Source organism: Buttiauxella noackiae (assembly GCF_000737905.1).
In the GTDB taxonomy this organism is placed as follows: domain Bacteria; phylum Pseudomonadota; class Gammaproteobacteria; order Enterobacterales; family Enterobacteriaceae; genus Buttiauxella; species Buttiauxella noackiae.
The window spans coordinates 37,804-57,551 of sequence record NZ_JPRU01000004.1; the positions used below are offsets into that span (position 1 = coordinate 37,804).

The window sequence follows — 19,748 nt, forward strand, 5'->3', positions numbered from 1 at the left end:
TTCCCACATTGTTAAAAATAGAATTCATCATTATTAATGAAAGTACATTTGAGTCTGAGAGAGTATGATTGTCCAGTTAAATAGTTGTCCTTGTGTAGACACTTAAACTTGGGCGTCTTCTTCTGAACAATCAAAAAATTAGTTGTTTAGCCCATTGCATGCCTTCTTTGTCATTCCCAATGGGAGCTGAGAATGTGTATTTGCTCGATGTGGATGTGTTGTACAAAGCATGCTTCACTGAGCTGGCCCAGAATTAGATGCACCCTCAGTTAGTAATGGAGTGCACCAGATTCTACAGATGATAAGCCGGTGTACCCGCCTGAGAAGCTACCATATGCGGTGGTAGCCAAAACGTCTTCGTTCAAGTGGCAGTTTAGTGATGCGTTCGGATAAACGTGCATCAACTGCCGGATGCTGCGTCTCATAACGGCATGTTGATAACGACAAACCAGCCAGACTGCAGGCACGATGTCACGACAGAGTCGTCGCGTCACATATTTCTATCACTGCTTCCCGCTTTGGTCTGTCGTCAGTACTTTCGGCCCAGATTTACTTGAAGCGTCTCCTTATCACGCATGGCTTCGGCAAGTAGCTTCTTCAGGCGAGCATTTTCTTCGTCGAGAGTTTTAAGGTGCTTAACTTCTCACACTTCCATATCGCCAAACTTTTTACGCCATGTGTAGAAGGTGGTGTGCTCACGGTAAAGTTCACTGGCTGAAACCACGACTTCATCTTCGTGGCGAATACTGATGATCTGTTCGTCGTAAGGACACTTTTTTATGGGCGTGTCCTCTTGTCACTTATGAAAACATTACTAACATCGAGGGATAATCAACGGGGAGCAGGTTAAATCACATAGTCCGGTTGAAAAGGCTAAACTCATGAATTAAACAATCAGCATGCCATTTCTGATCAGAAAAATGATCAGCTATTTTTATCGCTACAAAAAACTACCTGAAGAAATCACATGAAACCCGAACTCAGCATCGGTTAATTGTGATCAAAAATTTGATCACGAATTTAATTTATTGATTTAATTAGTTTAATTGTTATTATTTTTTTTGTTTTCACTTAACACCCTAAGTTAAGCTATTGATAAATAAATTTTTTAACTTAATCTCGTCATGTGTTGTATAAGTTAAAGGTAGCTTTTTAGGGGGCAAATTTACAACCAGGGCTTTAGGACGAATGGATTGATCAGACCAATGAAAGGGAAGTCCACCAAATAGTGCCTGGTAGTACTGTGGACCAGACCCTCCTTGCGACAGTAATCAGCTACTGTCCAGCCTTCAGGCCAATAGTTCTGATAGTAGTTATCAAAGTGTCGACTCCAGTGAGCACTCATTTGTTTACGTCTTAGCTGCTTTGCGGCGGTCTTCTGATTTAGCTTGTTCTTGTTAATGTAATCGATAAGAGAGTTACCACTTTGCTGATAGCGGAGGCGGTGCCATGCCCAGTGAATACTCTTCAGGCTTTGTCCACCCACTTGGCGGAGATTGGCGTAAGTTCTTGCGGGGGAAAGGCTATATTTGCGGGCATACCCTGAAAGACTGATACCGGTAATCAGAGCTTCAAAAAGATACTGTTTACGATGAGCGGGCCACCTGGGTGTATTGATTTTCCACCATGGCTCCTGGTGGTATAGCTCGGCATGTGAGTGCTTCAGAAAGCGTAAGGGTTCATTTGCGAAATATTTATCCAGTATACCGCTGTAATGCTCTGCACAGGTCTCCATACTCTGTGGTTTTGTATTAGAAATGCTGGTGGAAATAACAACAGACTGTTTTACGGCCACTTTTTTTCTGATTTTGGATGGTTTGGGTTTACGAAAACCGCTGCCAATGCGCTTTATCCCTTTTCCGATAGCTTCTTTTGTGCGGCGTTTTCCAAGGTAGCTGACCCGTAGCATGAGCTTTGCATAGGTATCCACATCATTCTCAGTCACAAAGTAATAACCGTTTTTAGGGCACCAGGTTCGGCCACCAGCAGCTTGTTCCCAGCAGGACTGAACGATAGCGTTTAATTTGTGGGGATAACGAATGTAGTTACCATCGAGCATTAGCAGGTAATGGTAATGTTGAGCCTGACCCTGACCCTGTTCTCGCACCCATAAGTAGCTAATAAAGGATTTGGGGTAAACCTGGCTTAGCTGACTGAAAAGTAGTTTATGAAAACAATCAATCACATGGTTATCGGCACTGTAGGCTGGTATATGTAGATCATACCGGACAGCAAGAAAGCGAGACATTGCTGATACTTTTTCTACAGCTTCGAAAATCTTCTTCATGAGTGTTAGTTCTTGATCATGTTCTGCCGGTTGGACAGGCCATACGACGTCCTTGAAAGTATACGTCCCTTTTGACTTGCACTCATTGGAAGTCCACTGCGTATTCGTAATATTATTAAATACCTGGCTACTTTCCTTGGATGGAAGGGATTTTAACGATTGATTATTATCGGCTTTTTTCATGGTTCACTGAGTAGCAGAATGAGAGGGAATGATCTTTTGCGTTCCAGCTTGTTTCATTAATGAATAAAAAGGGCTGGATAATCCAGCCCTTGGCAAACGCAATTAATGGTCATGTTGCTCGAGCCAGCGTTCATAGTAATTGGCTGGCCAACCGAGCGTTCTGCCACCACGCATGAGAGGGGAGGGAAAACTGCCATCCCTTACCCAACGATAAAGTGTTGTGCGACTACAGGTAAGCAGTTGCAGCATTTCGCCGATACGAATTAAGCGCTGAGGCTGATTAAGTGTGATGACTTTTGCAGTCATGGTTGGTTTATTTTTCAAAGGAATAACCTCGTTTAGCTAATTTTAAAACGAGGTGATAAAAACATATCTTTAAGAGATAGTCTTGCAGACTACCCGAGTACTCTACGTAGACTACTTTGCGTTATCGACACGTTTGATTGCTGTAAGGTTAAGACGATAAACTGCATCATCACCGAGTGGAGGATTATCGAAACCCGGCCAGAATAATCCACATTTAGATGACAGGAGATCTGCAAGGGCGCGTGCTCCCGGCAGATGATCCTGTATTAATTTACAACGTTTCTTCCATTCGTTTTTAGTCATATCCCCTTGACGAACATAGAATTCAGGATGATTAAGTAGACTAATTTCTGCAGATAGTACGTCTTCTCGCTTTGTTGCATGGCGCTCAGCATTTTTGTGAGGTTCCAGCTGTTTTAGTATTTCTTCTAGTTCATATATCCGCGCGTCTTTTTCTGCTAGTGCTTTGAGATAGTCAATTTCATTACACTGATCTGTCGGGAACTGAATGCCAAATGCAGTTGAAATTTCGAAATTGAGAAAGCCATATTCTTCTAGTTCTTCTGCATTAAGACTATCTTTCTCTACCATCTGTAAAACATGGTGGAGGGTGTTATACATGCCCTGACCGACAGGCTCACAGCGCACATTCTTAGTTGTGTTTAGCTCAAGTGTACTGTCGTTTAGCTCTACAAGCTTTAGATGCCCATCAGCAAAAAAATGTAGTCTGGGCTTTTCGACAAGGTCCAAGTATTCAGCTTCAAGGCTTTCAGCAAGGCTTTTAAAACCTACCTGTGGATTCATATTTTTCAAATAAATCAGGATGTTTTTTAAGCTAATGAATCCTTGTTGGATACTGGCTGATTCGGCTGCTTGTTTTTGAATTCTGTCGAGTAATCCCATGTACATCTCATCATGTAGTTTGCATAAGGTTACATTTTGTCACGCTTGTCAGCCGAGTTGTACGGTGTTTTATCAAGGAAAGGGAATGTTCCAGCTTATGGGTTCCATAATGTTAGTGAGTACATCAATGAAGGGAGTGGTTTGGGCTGCAGAAAGAAAAGGTTTTTTATTTGGGTTTATAGGGCTGGTTTTTAATCCGTGTAACTGGAGATTTTTGTCAAGCTCATCCTCACCTACATTTTTCGCGGCAGGTACAATGAGGTTACGTCACCCATTACGTCACCCATTACGTCAGAAAACAAAAAGGACCTAGATAATTTCCTATCTAAGTCCTTGATATGTTTGGTGGCCCCTGCTGGGCTTGAACCAGCGACCAAGCGATTATGAGTCGCCTGCTCTAACCACTGAGCTAAGGGGCCGTGGCGCAGGATTATAATGTAACTTGCAGCATCAATCCAGTGATTGCGTGACATCTGCTGCTTTTATAATCAAAGCCTAATCAAACTCTTATGCTTTTCACTTCTGGTACTTCATAGGGCAACACGGACACGAAGACTGACTGGAATGACATTCTTACGGGCATAAAAAAGCCCTCACGAAGAGGGCTTTTAGAAGGGCGATAAGATTAATCGTCCAGGAAGCTACGCAGTACTTCAGAACGGCTCGGGTGGCGCAGTTTGCGCAGGGCCTTCGCTTCAATCTGACGGATACGTTCACGGGTAACGTCGAACTGTTTACCCACTTCTTCCAGCGTGTGGTCGGTATTCATGTCGATACCGAAACGCATACGCAGAACTTTCGCTTCACGTGCTGTCAGGCCTGCCAGAACGTCGTGAGTTGCGTTACGCAGGCTCTCAGACGTTGCAGAGTCCAGTGGCAGCTCGAGGGTGGTATCCTCGATGAAATCACCCAGATGCGAATCTTCATCGTCGCCGATTGGCGTTTCCATGGAGATAGGCTCTTTAGCGATTTTCAGCACTTTACGGATTTTGTCTTCCGGCATCAGCATACGTTCTGCCAATTCTTCCGGCGTCGGCTCACGGCCCATCTCTTGCAGCATCTGGCGTGAAATACGGTTGAGTTTGTTGATTGTCTCAATCATATGCACCGGAATACGGATGGTACGTGCCTGGTCAGCGATAGAACGCGTGATAGCCTGACGAATCCACCATGTTGCATAAGTAGAGAACTTATAACCGCGGCGGTATTCAAACTTATCAACTGCTTTCATCAGGCCGATGTTGCCTTCCTGGATCAAGTCGAGGAATTGCAGACCACGGTTGGTATATTTCTTAGCGATCGAGATAACCAGACGTAAGTTTGCTTCAACCATCTCTTTCTTCGCACGACGAGCTTTCGCTTCACCGATGGACATACGACGGTTGATATCTTTAACCTGCTCGATGGTCAGGCCGGTTTCTTCTTCAATTTGTTGCAGTTTCTGCAAGCTACGATGCACGTCGTCAGCAACGTCATGCAGTTTCTCAGACCATGGCTTGTTCATTGCGATGGCTGCGTTGAACCAGGTTTCGCTGGTTTCGTTGCCAGTGAACAGTGTGATGAAGTTTTTCTTCGGCATTTTGCACTGTTCAACACACAATCTCATGATGAGACGTTCTTGAGTACGAACGCGGTCCATCATGACGCGCATGCTGTTTACCAGGTAGTCGAACTGCTTCGGTACCAGGCGGAACTGTTTGAAGACTTCAGACAGTTGTTGAATCTCAGCGGCAGAATCGGCATGAGCACGGCCCTTCGCTTTGATTGTGTCGCGAGTTCTTTCGTACTGCGTACGCAGCTCACCGAATTTCTCACGAGCGAGTTCCGGGTCGATGCTGTTGTCATCGTCAGCATCGTCGTCTTCATCTTCCTCATCGTCACTGTCACTGTTTTCTTCGGTTGTTAACTCAGAACCAATGTGAGTGGCGGTAGGGGCAAGATCTTCTTCTGCATTCGGGTCAACAAAACCAGTGATCAAATCAGACAGACGAGCTTCTTCTGCTTCAACGCGGTCGTATTGCTCAAGCAGATAAGTGATCGCTTCCGGATATTCGGCAACGGAGCACTGCACCTGGTTGATGCCGTCTTCGATACGCTTAGCGATATCGATTTCACCCTCACGGGTTAACAGCTCAACGGTACCCATTTCACGCATGTACATGCGAACCGGGTCGGTAGTACGCCCGATTTCGGATTCTACGCTGGACAGTACTTGAGCGGCAGCTTCTTCCGCGTCTTCGTCTGTGTTGTTTGAATTTTCAGCAAGCAACAGGTCATCGGCGTCAGGTGCTTCTTCCATCACCTGAATGCCCATGTCATTGATCATTTGGATGATGTCTTCGATCTGATCAGAGTCGACGATATCTTCCGGCAGATGGTCATTGACCTCGGCATAGGTCAGATAGCCTTGCTCCTTGCCCTTGGTAACAAGAAGTTTAAGCTGTGACTGCGGGTTTTGCTCCATAAGACGGTATCCACACTTCAGTATTAGGGTTGGTGTCGGTCGGCGAAACCGCCAACAATAACGTAACGAGGGCTGACTTATTTTATTGCCGCTGCCCATCCTTGCGGCGTTCGGGTTTGACCCGATTAATGTTCGGCACTTAAGCCGATAAAATTTACTTTTTCGCGCGTGATTCTGTTATCACACGGACTTCCTCACGTTCCGCAGGGGTAAGCCCGGTTGTTCTGGAACGTGCCATCAATTCTTCAAACCTCAACTCCAGCACGGAATCAAACATATGTTCGAGTGCATCGTTGAACGTTTTTTCTGCAATGTCCTTATCTGCTATATCGTCCCATGAAGAGAGTTTTTCAAGGGTGGCAGCTTCATTTGTGCCGCGATATAGCTCTAAAAGCTGCCCGGTGGTTAAACCAGGTTGTGCCAGACAGGTATTCACCAAATCAATAAAGAGTTGTAACCCTGGCAACTTCGCCTGCTCCAGACCGCTAAGCGGTGGCACACTCGGGGCCAACTCCGGATTCTGGACCAGCAATCCTATCAGTATACGCATGGTTGTGCGTTTTAGCTGTGGGGCCGGGCGCGGGGCGCTGCTTTCCGCAAGCTTTGGCATCAGCTTTTCAAGCTGGTTATCGTCCAGAATGCCCAGTTTGTTTCCCAGTTCTTGACGCAAATAAATGCGTAGTGTTTCACCAGGTACCTGACTAATCAGGGGTAATGCAAGAGTACTCAGCCGCGCACGACCATCAGGTGAACTCAAATCAACCTGAGGCATCAGGCTGTTAAAAAGAAACGTCGAAAGCGGTTGAGCATGTTCCATGCGCGCTTCAAATGCTTCTTTTCCTTCTTTACGCACCAGCGTGTCGGGATCTTCACCGTCAGGCAGGAACATAAAGCGCAACTGACGTCCATCCGTCATATAAGGTAGCGCAGTTTCCAGAGCACGCCATGCAGCGTCACGCCCTGCGCGATCCCCGTCATAACAACAGACAACGGTATCCGTCACCCGGAACAACAACTGGATATGGTCAGCGGTGGTTGAGGTGCCCAATGAAGCAACGGCGTACGATATGCCGTATTGCGCCAATGCCACCACATCCATGTAGCCTTCCACAACCAATAAACGTGCTGGTTCAGGCTGGCTTTGCTGTGCTTCATACAGGCCATAGAGCTGGCGGCCTTTATGGAAAATATCGGTTTCTGGGGAGTTAAGGTATTTAGGTTGGCCATCGCCCAGCACACGTCCACCAAAACCAATTACCCGACCCCGTTTGTCGCGGATGGGGAACATCACCCTTTCGCGGAAACGATCGTAACTACGACCCTGATCGTTAGTTACCAACATGCCTGCATCCGTCAGAGCTTGACGGTTTTCGCTATTGCCACCAAAACGCTTTAATACGTTATCCCAGCCGGGAGGAGCATAGCCAATGGCGAAGTGTTGAATAACTTCGTTACTTAAACCACGTCGTTCCAGATACTGGCGCGCAGATTCAGCCGATTGTTGAGTCAGGGATTGCTGATAAAAGGCGTTAAGGCCATCCATCAATTGATAAAGACTTTGCCGTTGATGACGCTCAATCTGGCTTGGTCCGCTACCGACTTCGTAAGGCACTTCAAGATTGTGCATCGCTGATAATTCTTCAACGCTTTCGACAAACTCAAGCTTGTCATAGTTCATTAAAAAATCGATGGCGTTGCCGTGTGCCCCACAGCCGAAGCAATGGTAAAACTGTTTTTCACCGTTTACGGTGAAAGAGGGGGTTTTTTCGTTATGGAACGGACAGCACGCATGATAGTTCTTGCCCTGCTTTTTGAGCTTAACACGGGCATCGATCAGATCGATGATGTCGGTGCGAGCCAGCAAGTCATTGATGAAAACACGTGGAATTCGTCCAGCCATAGGCCCCGTTTGGTACTCGCTTTCCTTCAGACATGCGGTATTGCAGCAGTGCGAAAGAGCAGGAAGTATGTCAGTTCATGAACGAAAATAAGCCGCGCATTCCTTTCGGAAGCACGGCCTTTACAACTACTACAAGTCTGTTCCGGAGGTGTAAACCTCCAGGATATTAGTACAGACGAGTGCGGCGTGCGTTTTCGCGAGCCAGTTTCTTAGCGTGACGTTTCACAGCAGAAGCTTTAGCGCGTTTACGTTCAGTCGTTGGTTTTTCATAAAACTCGCGACGACGAACTTCCGCCAGAACACCTGCTTTCTCACAAGAACGCTTGAAGCGACGCAGTGCTACGTCGAATGGCTCGTTTTCACGTACTTTAATTACCGGCATTAACTCTCACCTTTGATAAATTCGGTTTGCCGCTGACTGAGGCGTCAGCTATTTCAAAATGGTGCGGAATTTTACTGCAACTACTGCTGCTTTGTAAAGCACCGGACAACCAGAAACCTGGCTTTTAAGGCCGGAATCTTCCAGGGGTGCGGATTATACACCACCTGCGCCCAGGATGTGAGCAAAGTTTTACAATAAGCGCTCAGGGGCTTAAACTTCGCCGCAAGACTTTGAGGTAGAGAACGCCATGCGTGTACTGGGTATAGAAACATCCTGTGATGAAACCGGCATCGCCATTTACGACGATGAAAAGGGTTTGTTAGCCAATCAATTGTATAGTCAGGTGAAATTGCATGCTGACTATGGCGGCGTGGTGCCGGAGCTTGCTTCCCGTGACCATGTACGCAAAACCGTGCCATTGATTCAGGCGGCTCTTAAAGAGGCTGGATTAACAGCAAAAGATATTGATGGTGTTGCCTATACCGTCGGACCAGGGCTTGTAGGAGCACTGCTTGTAGGTGCAACAATTGGCCGTTCTCTGGCGTTCGCCTGGGATGTACCTGCTGTGCCGGTGCATCACATGGAAGGGCATTTATTAGCCCCGATGCTGGAAGACAATCCGCCAGAGTTCCCGTTTGTGGCACTGCTGGTTTCCGGCGGCCATACGCAGCTGATTAGTGTGACAGGCATTGGCCAATATGAGCTTCTGGGTGAGTCAATTGACGACGCCGCAGGTGAAGCCTTTGATAAAACAGCCAAACTATTGGGTCTGGATTATCCTGGTGGCCCAATGTTGTCAAAAATGGCTTCTGAAGGCACTGAAGGGCGGTTTACTTTCCCACGCCCGATGACCGATCGCCCTGGTCTTGATTTCAGTTTCTCTGGTCTGAAAACATTTGCTGCTAACACTATTCGCGGCAACGAAGCAGACCCGCAAACGCGTGCCGATATCGCTCGTGCTTTTGAAGATGCAGTTGTTGATACCCTGGCAATCAAGTGCAAACGTGCACTGGAGCAAACAGGATTTAAACGTCTTGTGATGGCTGGTGGTGTGAGCGCCAACCGCACTCTGCGTGCACGTATGGCAGAGATGATGACTAAGCGCCGTGGCGAAGTCTTTTACGCTCGTCCTGAGTTTTGTACCGATAACGGTGCGATGATTGCCTACGCGGGTATGATTCGTTTGAAAGCAGGAACGGTGGGTGAATTAAGTGTAACAGTCCGCCCACGCTGGCCATTGGCGGAGTTACCAGCGGCCTAAAGATAACTAAGTTTTTGAAAAGGAGTGAAGTATCACTCCTTTTTTTTGTCTTTATTTTTGCGCAGTTTCTTCCAGATTTTGGTTTCTTGCCCACGCCATAAACGCTGAATATTGTCGTGATGGCGCATTAAAATCAGGCAGGAGAGCATGGCGACCGGGAAGGTGAACTGCGGTTTGAACCACCAGACATAGAACGGGGCAATCAGTGCGCTAATGATGGCACCTAGTGAGGAATAACCGCTGAGTAATACGCTCAACAGCCAGGTTCCAGCCATCACGCCGGTTAAGTCCCAGCCAATAGGGGCAATAGCACCAAAGGCTGTAGCAACCCCTTTGCCACCATGGAAATTGAAGAAAACGGGCCAGATATGGCCAAGACAGGCAGCGATGGCGATAAGCCCAAGCCAGAAAGGTGTCACACCCAGCGCGTAAGCCGCCCAGACGGGTAACATTCCTTTGAGAACATCAAAAATGAGTACCGCTACGGCTGCACCTTTACCGCCAATTCGCAAAACATTGGTCGCACCTGGGTTGCCTGAACCATTCTCTCGCGGGTCAGGGAGACCGGCGATTCGGCAGACCAGGATGGCGCTAGAAATCGAGCCGCAAAGATACGCAAGCAGGATCATGCCAGGCGCGATTGCACTCATAACGCTGTTCCATTTTGAAAGTGTCGTTGTATTCTCTGCATCTGTGGATAATACGCATATTTCGCCAGAAGTGGTATCTGGCGTGACTAAAAACCGGGCAGGGCGTGATGGATATTGTATTTATAGAGCAACTTACTGTAATCACCACTATTGGTGTTTATGACTGGGAACAAACCATCTCCCAGAAGCTGGTGTTTGATATCGAGATGGCGTGGGATAATAGCCTGGCCGCCAGCAGTGATGATGTAACTCATTGTTTAAGCTATGCGGATGTCAGCGAAGCGGTAATCAGCCACGTATCTGGCGGCCGTTTTGCATTGGTAGAACGTGTTGCTGAGGAGGTTGCACAGCTTTTGTTAAGCCGCTTTAACTCACCCTGGGTGCGTTTAAAAGTCAGCAAGCCTGGTGCTGTTGCACAGGCGACGAATGTTGGGGTCATCATCGAGCGTGGCAGTAATCTGAAAGCCAATAAATAAATTCATATTTGTTAAACCAAGTGCGTGTAACCTGGTCATAACTGTCATCTTTTCGCGGCAGACGCCGCTTTTTTAATGTTTGTTTTAGGGGTTAGAGGATTTATTAATGGGCGATCTGCACTCGTTGATTATTGCTGCGATTCTTGGTGTCGTTGAGGGGTTAACGGAGTTTTTACCCGTCTCGTCTACCGGTCATATGATTATTGTCGGCCATCTTCTGGGATTTGAAGGTGACACCGCGAAAACATTTGAAGTGGTTATCCAGCTAGGATCGATCTTAGCCGTGGTGGTGATGTTCTGGCGTCGTTTGTTCGGGCTTATCGGTATTCATTTCGGTCGTCAGCCTCATGAAGGAACTGGGACTGGGCGTTTATCGCTGATTCATATCTTATTGGGAATGGTGCCTGCGGTTGTTCTGGGCCTGGTTTTCCATGACATGATTAAATCGTTATTTAATCCGGTAAACGTCATGTATGCACTGGTAGTAGGCGGTGTACTTCTGATTGCAGCCGAATTGTTAAAACCAAAAGTCCCGCGTGCTGAAGGAGTCGATGACATCACCTATCGTCAGGCGTTTGCTATCGGTTGCTTCCAGTGCTTAGCGTTATGGCCTGGTTTTTCACGCTCTGGTGCGACAATTTCAGGTGGAATGTTAATGGGCGTTAGCCGTTATGCAGCATCTGAGTTCTCGTTCTTACTGGCGGTGCCGATGATGATGGGTGCCACGGTGCTGGATGTGTATAAGAGCATCGGTTTCCTGAGCATTGCTGATTTGCCAATGTTTGCCGTCGGTTTTATTACCGCATTTATCGTTGCGCTGATTGCCATTAAAACCTTCCTGCAAATTATTAAACGCATCTCCTTTATCCCGTTTGCAATTTATCGCTTTGCGGTCGCAGCAGTGGTTTATTTCGTATTCTTCTAAAGTTCGTCACTGAATAACAATAAAGCCACTCATATTGAGTGGCTTTATTGTTTGTAGCAGATAGCCATCAGCTGGCAGATGGTAATGGCGTGACCAACCCCGCTTCTTTTTTCCATGCTTCCACGGCGGCAATGCGACGACGTGTTAATTCATCACGAATCGCTGGTCCGCTGAAACCATCATCAATCACTTCTTTGTTACTGACGCTTTGCGCCGCAGCCCATGCCGCACGCAGCAACCTGCCTTGAGGGTAATCACTGGCTTCAAAACCTGTTCGCCCTCGAGCATCGGCTTCACTGGTTAGCGCGACTTGTTCAACGCGCTGCGGTTTGCGCCAGGCGTCAATGGCATCGAATAATTTGACGATGGTTTTCGGTTGTAGAATAGAAATCGTATGAATCAGATCGTGATATTCGGCAACCAGTTTAGCGAGATCGCGAATTTCATTCGGTACACGCATGCGCTGGCATAACCGCTCGACAAGTTTAACCCCTGCTGGGCCATGCCCATGGTGACGAGGCCAGAACTCTTTTGGTGTTAAGCCCTTACCGAGATCGTGGCATAGTGTCGCAAAGCGCACGTCAATGTCCGGGCTAAGTTGAGCGGCAATCGCCAGTGTCATCAGAACGTGAATGCCGGTGTCGATTTCCGGGTGCCATTTTTCTGGTGCGGGCACACCAAACAGCGCGTCGATTTCCGGGAACAATACTTTCAGTGCGCCGCATTTGCGAAGCACATCGAAATAAACCTGCGGGTTACGGCTGGTGAGGGCATTTTCAGTCTCTTTCCAGACGCGCTCTGGTGTGAGGTGCTCAAGTTCACCGTTCGCCGCCATCGCAGACATCAACGCCTGAGTTTCCGGGGCAATCTGGAAATTAAGATGGGCATAACGTGCAGCAAAACGCGCTACGCGTAAAACGCGTAGCGGGTCTTCATTGAAAGCTGGCGATACATGGCGAAGCAGGCGTTTTTCGATATCGGCACGCCCGTTATACGGGTCGATAAATTCGCCGTGTTCGTCCTGGGCAATCGCGTTGATGGTTAAATCGCGGCGTAGCAAGTCCTGCTCAAGCGTGACATCAGGCGCGGCATAACAGGTAAAACCTGTATATCCCTGGCCTGATTTACGCTCAGTGCGCGCCAGTGCATACTCTTCACGTGATTCAGGGTGCAGAAACACTGGGAAATCTTTCCCAACCTGCTGGTAACCCGCATCAAGCATCTCATGCGGTGTTGCACCAACAACCACCCAATCTTTATCTTTGACCGGTAATTTCAACAACCCATCACGTACTGCACCACCGACCAGATAAATCTTCACGCTTTAATGCCCCTGCATCCAATTACGATAATACGTAAGTGTAGGATACAGGGTTGCAGATTAGTTCATCCAGCGATCTTTCTTCTTGCGGCTTGGGATCATGTGAGGCAGCAACAGGCCGAGTAGCAGACCGAAACCAGCGACACCACCGCCGTACATAAACCACTGCATGATAATGGCGCGTTGTTTGTCATCCAACTGAACATTCGCGGCATCAACTTTCTTCTTCGCGACAATCAATTGATTTTTAAGTTGTTGATTTTCTTCTTTAAGACCGGTAATTACACTGTCGCTTTGCGCGACTTTCTGCTGCATTTCAGCCGTGCGTTGATTCCAGGTGGTATCGATATTTGTGAGCTTGTCAGTCAGCGTTTTAACCTGGTTTTCAAGGTCCGGCACACGCGTACGCAGGCTTGGATTGGTGCTCAGTTGCGCCAATGGGATCCAGGAGGTACGACCATTACTGTCGCGCACCTGGCCATATTTAGTTTCTTCGTTGCTTTGCAGCAAGGTCACTTCTTCGCCCGCATTTACGGTGCCAAGCAAGCGATAATTATCCCCAGGACCACTACGCACCCAGGTGTTCAATTCGTCAGATACATAACGTTTTTCATCGGCATGAGCCACTACAGAAACGCTAAGGGAGAGCAAAGTAAGGCAAATTAGGCGGAATTTGTGCATGATTTCGTCGTTATTGTCATAAATAGTGGAACGATAGTAGTGGCATCAGTCTGACGGTGCAATCCGTAAACCTGAATGAGAATCATCCTGGTGTGAATTTGACCAATTGCTCACAGCTTATGGCACGTCAAAATGCGCGCCACTCATGGTAATTTGGCGAAAAATATTATCTACTGACCACTATTAAGAGACTAAGTTCGCCGGATATACCCGTCATACTTAAGTTGCAGGTGTGTTGGCTGCACTCACTCACCTGCAATCCTATTTATTTAGGTATATATACCGGGTGCAACCCAACTAAAAGTAAAAAGACGATGACTCAGGAAATCGAACTCAAATTTATTGTTAATCCAGCTGAGCTGGATTCTATTCGTAACACATTAAATTCGCTGGAAAGCCAGCATAGTGAACCCCGCCAGTTGCTCAACATCTATTATGAAACTGCCGACAACCAGTTGCGCCGTCATGATATGGGCTTACGTATCCGTGGCGATAATGGTCGCTATGAAATGACGATGAAAATCGCAGGCCGTGTCACTGGCGGGCTGCACCAGCGCCCGGAATATAATGTTGAGCTCAGCAAGGCTGAACTTGACCTGTCGCTGCTGCCAAAAGAAGTCTGGCCTGAAGGTCTTTCCCCGGACGATTTGCAATCCCGGTTAAACCCACTTTTCAGCACTGATTTTGCCCGCGAAAAATGGGTGGTGACCCAAGGCAAAAGCCGTATCGAACTGGCGCTGGATCTCGGAGAAGTGAAAGCGGGTGATCTGGCTGAGCCGCTGTGTGAGCTGGAACTGGAATTACTCGAAGGCGAAACGGCAGACGTTTTAGCTTTAGCAAAGCAGCTGGTTGCTCAACCGGGTTTACGCCAGGGTAGCCTGAGCAAAGCCGCGCGCGGATACCATTTGGTGCACGGAAATATGGAAAGAGAAATTAAGCCGTTAACGGTATTACTCGTTCCCCCGAAAGCGACGGTTGAACAAGGGCTTGAAGGTTCACTGGAACTGGCGCTTAGCCACTGGCAATACCACGAAGAGCTGTGGTTGCGTGGCAACGGCAAAGCGAAAGCACAAGTTCTGGAAGCCGTTGGCCTTGTGCGCTATGCACTGGCGTTGTTCGGCGGCATTATTCCACGCAAGGCGAGCACGCAAGTCCGTGAACTGGCCGCAACCTACGAAACGATGCTGGCTTCCGATCTCAAAGCGCAGGAACTAGCTTTTAGTGCGGAAAGTAGCCAGGCCAAACTGGCGCTGACCGAGTGGTTGGTAGGGCGTCAATGGCAGAAATTCACCGACGAAAAAGCTAACGTCAAACTGGCGGGTTCGTTTAAGCGTTTTGCGGATACCCATCTTTCGCGCCACGCCGCAGAACTGAAGGAAACTTTCCAGCGCCCGTTGGGTGACAGCTATGCTGACCAACTGCCGCGCCTGGCGCGTGAAACGGGCTCTATCCGTCTGCTGGCTGGCGTTTATGAAGATGCGAAAACGCAACCGTGGTTGGATAACTGGCAAGGGCTGCGTCACGCCATCGCAACGCGTCAGCAGGTAGAAATCGAACATTATCGTAATGAAGCTATTTCGCAGGCCCCTTTCTGGCTGCATAGCGGTAAGTAGTAACCACCGTTTCTAAGGGACACGACCATGATGTCGCAAGCGCCACTATTACAGCAGCATTTGCAGGCGGCGCTGGCGCGTCTGCCACAAGAGATTGACCGCCAGACGCTAAGCCCTGAGGCCCAGGCTGTTCTGGTGTTTAGTGATTTTGTTTGCGACAGCATGGCGGCTCATCCCGCATGGCTCGAGGAATTACAGCACTCAGCGCCGCTTGCCGACGAATGGCAGCACTACGCGGTCTGGCTACAGCAAGAGTTGCAGGGGGTTGATAGTGAGCCCGCGTTGATGACCGCGCTGCGCCTGTTCCGCCGTCGCGTGATGGTGAGAATTGCCTGGTCGCAGGCATTGCAGCAGGTGCCAACAGAAAGCTCTCTCCAGCAACTGAGTGTGCTTGCAGAAACGTTGATTATCGCCGCCCGTGACTGGCTCTATGCGGCATGCTGCCGCGAGTGGGGCACGCCGTGTAACCAGGCGGGTGTCGCACAACCGCTGATGATTCTCGGTATGGGTAAGCTTGGTGGTGGTGAGTTGAATTTCTCATCCGACATCGACCTGATTTTTGCCTGGCCGGAAAACGGTTCAACCCAGGGTGGGCGCCGTGAACTGGATAACGCCCAATTCTTCACCCGCCTTGGCCAGCGCCTGATCAAAGTCCTCGATCAACCGACGCAAGACGGCTTTGTTTATCGCGTCGATATGCGTCTGCGCCCGTTCGGGGATAGTGGCCCGTTGGTGGTGAGCTACGCCGCATTAGAAGATTATTACCAGGAACAAGGGCGTGACTGGGAACGCTACGCGATGGTTAAAGCTCGTATCATGGGCGATAACGACGATGTGTGGAGCCAGGAGCTACGCAACATGCTGCGTCCTTTTGTCTTCCGCCGTTATATCGATTTCAGTGTGATCCAATCGCTGCGAAATATGAAAGGGATGATCGCCCGCGAAGTGCGCCGGCGTGGGCTGACCGATAACATCAAACTCGGCGCAGGCGGCATTCGTGAAACCGAGTTTATTGTCCAGGTATTCCAGCTGATTCGTGGTGGGCGCGAGCCCTCTTTGCAGTCACGATCGTTGCTGCCGACCCTTGAAGCTATTCAGCATTTGCACCTGCTGCCAGAAGGCGATGCCGTCAAATTGAATGAGGCCTATTTATATCTTCGCCGCCTCGAAAACCTGCTGCAAAGCATCAATGACGAACAAACTCAGACTCTGCCGGGCGATGAGCTGAACCGTGCTCGCCTGGCATGGGGCATGAACGCGCAAAGCTGGGATGAACTGCAAGAAACGCTGCAACAACATATGAATGCTGTGCGCCAGGTATTTAACGAGCTCATTGGCGACGATGAACCGGAACCGGGTGAAGATACACTCGCGCAAGCGTGGCGTGAGCTGTGGCAGGACGCGCTGGACGCTGATGCGAATACACCTGTGCTGGAGCATTTAACGCCGCAAGCGCGTGGTGAAGTACTCCGTCTGGTGAGTGATTTCCGCCAGGATACCGACAAGCGCACTATCGGGCCGCGTGGCCGCCAGGTGTTAGATCAACTGATGCCGCGTTTGCTGTGCGAGGCCTGTTCCCGCAACGATGCGCCATTACCATTGTCCCGCTTAACGCCGCTGCTGCTCGGCATTGTCACACGCACCACCTATCTTGAGCTGCTGACGGAATATCCGGGAGCACTTAAGCACCTGATAACGCTATGTGCCGCGTCTCCGATGATTGCCAGCCAACTGGCACGTTATCCGCTGTTGCTTGATGAACTGCTCGACCCAAATACCCTTTACCAACCGACCGCCACCGATGCCTATCGTGATGAACTGCGCCAGTATTTGCTGCGCGTTCCTGATGATGATGAAGAACAACAGCTGGAAGCGTTGCGCCAGTTTAAACAAGCGCAGCTGTTACGCGTGGCGGCGGCTGACATTACAGGCACATTGCCGGTAATGAAAGTCAGTGACCATTTGACCTGGCTTGCCGAAGCGATGATCGATGCGGTCGTACAGCAAGCCTGGGCGCAAATGGTCTTGCGATACGGCCAGCCAAAACACTTGCAGAGCCGTGAAGGACGTGGGTTTGCTGTCGTTGGTTATGGCAAACTCGGCGGCTGGGAACTGGGCTACAGTTCCGATTTGGATCTCGTCTTCCTGCACGATTGCCCGTCGGATGTGATGACAGATGGCGAACGTGAAATCGACGGTCGCCAGTTCTACTTGCGCCTCGCACAACGCATCATGCACTTGTTCAGTACCCGAACGTCATCGGGCATTTTATATGAAGTCGATGCGCGTTTACGTCCTTCTGGAGCAGCTGGAATGCTGGTGACCACCACCGAAGCTTTCGCGGATTATCAACAAAACGAAGCCTGGACCTGGGAACATCAGGCCCTGGTACGTGCGCGTATTGTCTATGGCGATCCGCTGCTTAAGCAGGAGTTCGATGCGATTCGTCGCAATATTTTATTTGTGCCGCGTGAAGGTGAAAAACTCCAGACCGAAGTGCGTGAAATGCGTGAGAAAATGCGCGCACACATGGGTGGAAAAACGCGTGAACGCTTTGATATTAAAGCCGATGAAGGTGGTATCACCGATATCGAATTTATCACGCAATATCTGGTGTTACGTTATGCGCCACAGGCCCCAAAATTGACGCGTTGGTCTGACAATGTGCGCATTCTGGAATTAATGGCGCAAAACGACATCATGAGTGATGACGAAGCGAAAGCGCTGACGCATGCTTATGTCACGTTGCGCGATGAACTTCATCACCTGGCATTGCAAGAACTGCCTGGAAACGTGGCAATGGATACATTTACCCAAGAGCGCGAGCAGGTATTGAAAAGCTGGCAAACGTGGCTGAGTGAGCCGCAAACACGCGTATAAGATTAATTGTGATATTATCCGCGACAAAATTTTATCCCTCTCTGGAGAGTCAGGAATGAAAGTAACGCTGCCCGAATACAGCCGTGCAGGCGTCATGGTAGTTGGTGATGTGATGCTGGATCGCTACTGGTATGGCCCTACGAGCCGCATCTCCCCGGAAGCTCCGGTGCCAGTGGTGAAAGTCGATAATATTGAAGAACGCCCTGGCGGCGCGGCTAACGTGGCAATGAATATTGCTTCGCTGGGGGCAAATTCTCGCCTGGTGGGTCTGACGGGCATCGACGATGCTGCGCGGGCACTCAGCCAGACGCTGGCGGGAGTTAACGTTAAGTGCGATTTCGTTTCGGTCCCGACTCATCCGACAATCACCAAACTACGTGTACTTTCCCGCAACCAGCAGTTGATTCGCCTCGACTTTGAAGAAGGTTTTGAAGGCGTTGATCCGGAACCTTTGCATGAGCGTATTAGCCAGGCGCTGCCACATATTGGCGCGTTAGTACTTTCTGACTACGCAAAAGGTGCATTAGCAACTGTTCAGCACATGATTAGCCTTGCACGGGCGGCAAATGTGCCAGTGCTGATTGATCCGAAAGGCACGGACTTCAATCGTTATCGCGGTGCTACGTTGTTGACGCCAAACCTCTCAGAATTTGAAGCGGTTGTTGGCAAGTGTAAGAACGACGAAGAGCTGGTGGAACGTGGTATGAAGCTTATCGCTGAATACGATCTTTCCGCATTGCTGATTACCCGTTCCGAACACGGTATGACACTGCTTCAGCCTGGTATCGAGCCATTCCATCTGCCTACTCAGGCACAGGAAGTTTACGATGTGACTGGTGCGGGTGATACGGTAATTGGTGTGTTAGCTGCAACGCTTGCTGCGGGTAATTCACTGGAGGAAGCGTGCTACTTTGCCAATGCGGCGGCAGGCGTGGTTGTTGGTAAACTGGGTACTTCCACCGTTTCGCCAATTGAGCTGGAAAACGCTGTACGTGGCCGTGCTGACTCAGGCTTTGGCGTTATGACCGAAGCTGAGTTGAAAGTAGCTGTTGCAAACGCCCGTAAGCGCGGTGAGAAAGTCGTGATGACCAATGGCGTATTCGACATTCTCCATGCGGGACACGTTTCGTATCTGGCGAATGCGCGTAAGCTTGGCGACCGTTTAATTGTGGCCGCTAACAGCGACGCCTCCACCAAACGCCTTAAAGGCGAAACTCGCCCGGTAAACCCGCAGGATCAACGCATGATCGTGCTGGCTGCGCTGGAAGCCGTGGACTGGGTGGTGCTGTTTGAAGAAGACACGCCACAACGCTTGATCGGCGAGATCTTGCCTGATTTGTTGGTCAAAGGTGGCGATTACAAACCGGATGATATTGCCGGGAGTAAAGAGGTCTGGGCCAACGGTGGTGAAGTGATGGTGCTGAATTTTGAAGATGGTTGTTCGACGACGAACATCATTAAGAAGATTCAAAGCCACGAGGCATAATCTGTTGTGAATAATTGAAAACGCCCCAAA

15 protein-coding genes, 1 tRNA gene and 1 pseudogene are annotated in these 19,748 nt (G+C 49.2%); 6 read left to right on the plus strand and 11 right to left on the minus strand.

Translation table 11 applies throughout. The features are described from left to right. Window positions 1-330: 330 nt before the first annotated feature. The 8 genes and pseudogenes from IX31_RS23295 to rpsU all read right to left on the minus strand — a co-directional run. Window positions 331-781, minus strand: a pseudogene (locus IX31_RS23295) (transposase); the annotation flags it as partial. Between the two features lie 384 nt (window positions 782-1,165). Continuing rightward, a complete protein-coding gene (locus IX31_RS22100) occupies window positions 1,166-2,470 on the minus strand; it encodes a YagK/YfjJ domain-containing protein (RefSeq protein ID WP_051880760.1) in 1,305 nt (434 codons plus the stop codon). Window positions 2,471-2,572: 102 nt separating this feature from the next. Further along, a complete protein-coding gene (locus tag IX31_RS17945) occupies window positions 2,573-2,794 on the minus strand; it encodes a helix-turn-helix transcriptional regulator (RefSeq protein WP_034460810.1) in 222 nt (73 codons plus the stop codon). A 93-nt stretch (window positions 2,795-2,887) separates the two neighbouring features. Next, window positions 2,888-3,679 carry a hypothetical protein gene (locus IX31_RS17950; RefSeq protein ID WP_034460812.1) on the minus strand — a complete coding sequence of 264 codons (792 nt, stop codon included), beginning with the start codon at window positions 3,677-3,679 and terminating at the stop codon, window positions 2,888-2,890. Between the two features lie 343 nt (window positions 3,680-4,022). Next, window positions 4,023-4,098, minus strand: a tRNA-Ile gene (locus IX31_RS17955). Window positions 4,099-4,304: 206 nt separating this feature from the next. Then, entirely contained in the window at window positions 4,305-6,143 is a 1,839-nt protein-coding gene (rpoD, locus tag IX31_RS17960; protein WP_034460813.1) for an RNA polymerase sigma factor RpoD, read from the minus strand. A 154-nt stretch (window positions 6,144-6,297) separates the two neighbouring features. Continuing rightward, complete coding sequence (gene dnaG / locus IX31_RS17965) at window positions 6,298-8,043, minus strand: DNA primase (RefSeq protein WP_034460814.1); 1,746 nt, start codon at window positions 8,041-8,043, stop codon at window positions 6,298-6,300. Window positions 8,044-8,209: 166 nt separating this feature from the next. Further along, window positions 8,210-8,425 carry a 30S ribosomal protein S21 gene (gene rpsU / locus IX31_RS17970; protein ID WP_001144069.1) on the minus strand — a complete coding sequence of 72 codons (216 nt, stop codon included), beginning with the start codon at window positions 8,423-8,425 and terminating at the stop codon, window positions 8,210-8,212. Window positions 8,426-8,672: 247 nt separating this feature from the next. On the opposite strand from rpsU, the gene tsaD reads away from it, so the two are divergent. Beyond that, window positions 8,673-9,686, plus strand: a complete 1,014-nt coding sequence (tsaD, locus tag IX31_RS17975) for a tRNA (adenosine(37)-N6)-threonylcarbamoyltransferase complex transferase subunit TsaD (RefSeq protein WP_034460815.1) — start codon at window positions 8,673-8,675, stop codon at window positions 9,684-9,686. 32 nt (window positions 9,687-9,718) lie between these two features. Here tsaD and plsY read toward each other — a convergent pair whose 3' ends face one another. Then, window positions 9,719-10,336, minus strand: coding sequence for a glycerol-3-phosphate 1-O-acyltransferase PlsY (gene plsY, locus IX31_RS17980; protein ID WP_034460816.1), 618 nt, complete (start codon window positions 10,334-10,336; stop codon window positions 9,719-9,721). 107 nt (window positions 10,337-10,443) lie between these two features. Between plsY and folB the strand changes: the two genes are divergently transcribed. Next, complete coding sequence (folB, locus tag IX31_RS17985; protein ID WP_034460817.1) at window positions 10,444-10,812, plus strand: bifunctional dihydroneopterin aldolase/7,8-dihydroneopterin epimerase; 369 nt, start codon at window positions 10,444-10,446, stop codon at window positions 10,810-10,812. Between the two features lie 106 nt (window positions 10,813-10,918). Next, window positions 10,919-11,737 carry an undecaprenyl-diphosphate phosphatase gene (gene bacA, locus IX31_RS17990; RefSeq protein ID WP_034460818.1) on the plus strand — a complete coding sequence of 273 codons (819 nt, stop codon included), beginning with the start codon at window positions 10,919-10,921 and terminating at the stop codon, window positions 11,735-11,737. Window positions 11,738-11,804: 67 nt separating this feature from the next. Here bacA and IX31_RS17995 read toward each other — a convergent pair whose 3' ends face one another. Both IX31_RS17995 and IX31_RS18000 read right to left on the minus strand, forming a co-directional pair. Then, the gene (locus tag IX31_RS17995; RefSeq protein WP_034460819.1) at window positions 11,805-13,058 is read right to left on the minus strand and encodes a multifunctional CCA addition/repair protein; all 1,254 of its coding nucleotides are present in this window, start codon (window positions 13,056-13,058) and stop codon (window positions 11,805-11,807) included. A 60-nt stretch (window positions 13,059-13,118) separates the two neighbouring features. Continuing rightward, complete coding sequence (locus tag IX31_RS18000) at window positions 13,119-13,739, minus strand: TIGR04211 family SH3 domain-containing protein (protein ID WP_064516062.1); 621 nt, start codon at window positions 13,737-13,739, stop codon at window positions 13,119-13,121. A gap of 314 nt (window positions 13,740-14,053) precedes the next feature. On the opposite strand from IX31_RS18000, the gene IX31_RS18005 reads away from it, so the two are divergent. From IX31_RS18005 to hldE, 3 genes are read left to right on the plus strand one after another with little or no spacing between them, the layout of a single operon-like run. Continuing rightward, window positions 14,054-15,352, plus strand: a complete 1,299-nt coding sequence (locus IX31_RS18005; protein ID WP_034460821.1) for a CYTH domain-containing protein — start codon at window positions 14,054-14,056, stop codon at window positions 15,350-15,352. A 30-nt stretch (window positions 15,353-15,382) separates the two neighbouring features. Next, window positions 15,383-18,232, plus strand: coding sequence for a bifunctional [glutamate--ammonia ligase]-adenylyl-L-tyrosine phosphorylase/[glutamate--ammonia-ligase] adenylyltransferase (gene glnE, locus IX31_RS18010; RefSeq protein ID WP_034461049.1), 2,850 nt, complete (start codon window positions 15,383-15,385; stop codon window positions 18,230-18,232). A gap of 55 nt (window positions 18,233-18,287) precedes the next feature. After that, the gene (gene hldE, locus IX31_RS18015) at window positions 18,288-19,718 is read left to right on the plus strand and encodes a bifunctional D-glycero-beta-D-manno-heptose-7-phosphate kinase/D-glycero-beta-D-manno-heptose 1-phosphate adenylyltransferase HldE (RefSeq protein ID WP_034460822.1); all 1,431 of its coding nucleotides are present in this window, start codon (window positions 18,288-18,290) and stop codon (window positions 19,716-19,718) included. Window positions 19,719-19,748: the final 30 nt, after the last annotated feature.

What these genes read in the sequence shown, in the direction of transcription:
- dnaG (WP_034460814.1), bottom strand. Translation starts at nt 8,043, where the DNA reads ATGGCTGGACGAATTCCACGTGTTTTCATCAATGACTTGCTGGCTCGC.
- bacA (WP_034460818.1), top strand. Translation starts at nt 10,919, where the DNA reads ATGGGCGATCTGCACTCGTTGATTATTGCTGCGATTCTTGGTGTCGTT.
- glnE (WP_034461049.1), top strand. Translation starts at nt 15,383, where the DNA reads ATGTCGCAAGCGCCACTATTACAGCAGCATTTGCAGGCGGCGCTGGCG.
- plsY (WP_034460816.1), bottom strand. Translation starts at nt 10,336, where the DNA reads ATGAGTGCAATCGCGCCTGGCATGATCCTGCTTGCGTATCTTTGCGGC.
- tsaD (WP_034460815.1), top strand. Translation starts at nt 8,673, where the DNA reads ATGCGTGTACTGGGTATAGAAACATCCTGTGATGAAACCGGCATCGCC.
- folB (WP_034460817.1), top strand. Translation starts at nt 10,444, where the DNA reads ATGGATATTGTATTTATAGAGCAACTTACTGTAATCACCACTATTGGT.
- hldE (WP_034460822.1), top strand. Translation starts at nt 18,288, where the DNA reads ATGAAAGTAACGCTGCCCGAATACAGCCGTGCAGGCGTCATGGTAGTT.
- rpoD (WP_034460813.1), bottom strand. Translation starts at nt 6,143, where the DNA reads ATGGAGCAAAACCCGCAGTCACAGCTTAAACTTCTTGTTACCAAGGGC.
- IX31_RS18005 (WP_034460821.1), top strand. Translation starts at nt 14,054, where the DNA reads ATGACTCAGGAAATCGAACTCAAATTTATTGTTAATCCAGCTGAGCTG.
- IX31_RS22100 (WP_051880760.1), bottom strand. Translation starts at nt 2,470, where the DNA reads ATGAAAAAAGCCGATAATAATCAATCGTTAAAATCCCTTCCATCCAAG.
- IX31_RS18000 (WP_064516062.1), bottom strand. Translation starts at nt 13,739, where the DNA reads ATGCACAAATTCCGCCTAATTTGCCTTACTTTGCTCTCCCTTAGCGTT.
- rpsU (WP_001144069.1), bottom strand. Translation starts at nt 8,425, where the DNA reads ATGCCGGTAATTAAAGTACGTGAAAACGAGCCATTCGACGTAGCACTG.
- IX31_RS17950 (WP_034460812.1), bottom strand. Translation starts at nt 3,679, where the DNA reads ATGGGATTACTCGACAGAATTCAAAAACAAGCAGCCGAATCAGCCAGT.